The organism is Fusibacter sp., assembly GCF_057447755.1.
This window is the reverse complement of the sequence record NZ_JBVBZF010000414.1, coordinates 1-2699: the sequence shown is the minus strand read 5'-3', so window position 1 is coordinate 2699 and position 2699 is coordinate 1. Positions and strand designations below refer to the sequence as shown.

Below are 2699 nucleotides of genomic sequence, written 5' to 3'. Positions count from 1 at the left end.
GGTTTCAATTATGAGGGCTTAGGAATTGAATATTTAAGAATAAATGGTGTATGGGAAGACCATGCTAGGTATGCGATCCGTAATAAAGCAATAAAGTAATAAAGTAATTTAAGTAATAAAGTAACTTTATGTGTAGGTTACTATCAATGAAAGGTGTTTTTAAAAATACTCAAAATGGAGGTCGAAAATGATAACTTCAATAAAATCAAATGCTTTTGAATCTACAAATGGAAGTCTAGGCTATCAAGCCGAATCTAAATCAAGTAATGACTTCATAGAATTACTCTCAGAAAAGACAAAACGTCGTGATGAGGAGAATGATTATGAAATTGATACATCAAGAGAGACCACAAGGTTGGCACTTATAGACATTATTCAAAACAAAGTTCGTGAAATAAAAGTTAAGCTAGAGAATGGAGAAACTGAAACAGCCTATCAAATTGGTAACGATTCGTACACTAAGGAAGAATGGGATAATTTGATCCTAAAGGTTGACCGTGCACTTGAAAAAGATGATGATCAAGATATTGATGAAGACGAAGATATGAAAGATGATCTTTCTGGGGATGAGAAATAATTGAAAGGAAATTAATGATTATAACTACATATAAGGATTATTGTATACTAATTAGCACTATAAATAAAAACCTCATGAAATGGTAAAAGTTCATGAGGTTTTGTAAACACAAGCAACAAGATATTAGTTCTCTCTTAAAAAATCCCTAATACGACTACCTTGTTCAAGGACGGCATGACCAACACCAGACAATAGAAGTGCCTTGGCATGTGGCGTGAATTTCTTTATATTTTCAATACTTTTTTCAGCATTTAAAAGCATATCATTTTCACCGAAAACAACCAGCACAGGCATTTTTAATTTACTAAGCTCTTTCTCACCAAAGACAGGAAGGGGTGCATACCTCGGAATTTCTGTTTGGGTGATGAGTATTATGAAATCAAGTGCGCTTTTCATTTTCTCAATTTTCTCAGGATCTTTTTCCTGTATACCGAGTACTTCTAAAACGGAATCAGAACCATCATCTCGAGAAAAGATTTTTTTAAAGAGCATGCGAACTAGAAAACCACGTCTTTGCTTTGCCAAGCCACCTGGACAGAGTAAGATTAAATTACTGACCTTTTCTGGAAAAACACTTGCATATCTCAATGCCATCCAGCCGCCTAGAGAAATCCCTGCAATAGAACACTTGTCAAGGCCAAGGCCAGAAATCACATCTGATAACCAAACCTCATAGGCACCGCTTTCATAGGTTGGGCGGCTTTCTGCTGAAAATCCGGCTTCTCCAATAATATCGACTGCAAATACATGATAGTCTTTGCTGAGAATAGGTATGTCACTGAACCAAGTAAAAGAGTTGGATAAACTCCCATGAATAAGTAAAAGTGGTGGATTGGATGGATTGCCTGATTCGATAATGAAAGTATCGCCGTGACTTGTACTCACATGATACTGTTTGTTTTCAACTGGCCACTCTGCCAATATGCTTTTATAAGTGCTAAAGACTTTTTGTTTGCCTTCTTCTGATTTATAGATAGAACTCATGGTTAATTACCTCCTAATAACCAATTTTCAGCCTCTTCAAGATTGTTATAAACTCTAAAGGCCTGACCGCGATTTGTTTCTGATAGAAATTTTTTAAATGTGTCTGAGACTTCATTTTCATTATAAGTAGCCACGGTCTTGATATTATAGTTCACAAATTTCTGAACCACTAAACCAAGAATTCGTGTGGATAAATTTAAGGCATCCTCTGAAAAACATGCAGCTGGTAGCATTAAAAGATTTGCACTGTGCTCTGCACAAGCAGAGACTAAAGTCAGCCCGTCTTTTTCAGTTTGGATTTGCCCTTCTGTGACGATTACATAAGTTTGATTGTTTTTATGGATTGCTTTATATTTCAATTCTTTCACATCCTTAATGCTTATTTTTTCTTTGTTTTCAGCAAGTGGTAGAACTTCACATCGAAAAAGATCAATCCACTCAAGCTCAGATTGGTAAAAGTGGTTGATATTATCTTGCGTTAAACTTCGAATGGCACATTCCAGTGGGTTATCTGAAAGTGGAAACGCTTGTTTGTCTATGTTGAGCATAACGCCACGAATTTCACCCTCATATCGATTTAGTAAAGTTTCAATATCGTCACGAGACAGACTGCTTCCAAAAACAAGTTGTAGTAGAAATGGCTTTTTTAATTCTGGAACCTCTGGAAATGATTTTGAAAGCTTTAAGAGTTCTTTTTGCCCATTTTCTGTAATGGTGTATTTCTTTTTAGTGGGTGCATTTTCATTGTGTAACAATTCTGCAGTCACAAAGCCATCGTCTTTTAGTGCCATAAGAGCCTTGTAGATTTGACTGTTATTACCTGACCAATAAATTAGTGGTGAGGATTGCATGATTTTTTTTATATCATAACCTGTTAAAGGTTCATAGTTAAGTAATCCTAAAATTGCATGTTCAATATTCATAAATGACCTCTTTTCTCATCGACCTATGTTTAGAGTAACATATGTTTGTAAAGTAAGTCAAATTATTTTTTGAGCGTCATTATAAAAGCAACAAAATTTATAGGTGCAAATAAAACTTTAAATTTATGGCATGTCTGTTTTTTAAAGTGTAAAATAGAATCACTTAAATGACTTTTTAAGAGGTAGTGACGGATATGCCCTGCCTTGTACAAATC

At 34.9% G+C, this 2699-nt stretch carries 3 protein-coding genes; 1 reads left to right on the top strand and 2 read right to left on the bottom strand.

Annotated elements, in window-relative coordinates; translation table 11 throughout:
* Positions 1–187: 187 nt before the first annotated feature.
* A complete protein-coding gene (locus tag AC220I_RS21015) occupies positions 188–577 on the top strand; it encodes a hypothetical protein (RefSeq protein WP_486725828.1) in 390 nt (129 codons plus the stop codon).
* 123 nt (positions 578–700) lie between these two features.
* Here the strand turns inward: AC220I_RS21015 and AC220I_RS21010 are convergent, their stop codons facing one another.
* Positions 701–1561, bottom strand: coding sequence for an alpha/beta fold hydrolase (locus tag AC220I_RS21010; protein WP_486725827.1), 861 nt, complete (start codon positions 1559–1561; stop codon positions 701–703).
* Positions 1562–1563: 2 nt separating this feature from the next.
* A complete protein-coding gene (locus AC220I_RS21005) occupies positions 1564–2484 on the bottom strand; it encodes a DUF4180 domain-containing protein (RefSeq protein ID WP_486725826.1) in 921 nt (306 codons plus the stop codon).
* Between the last annotated feature and the right edge of the window lie 215 nt (positions 2485–2699).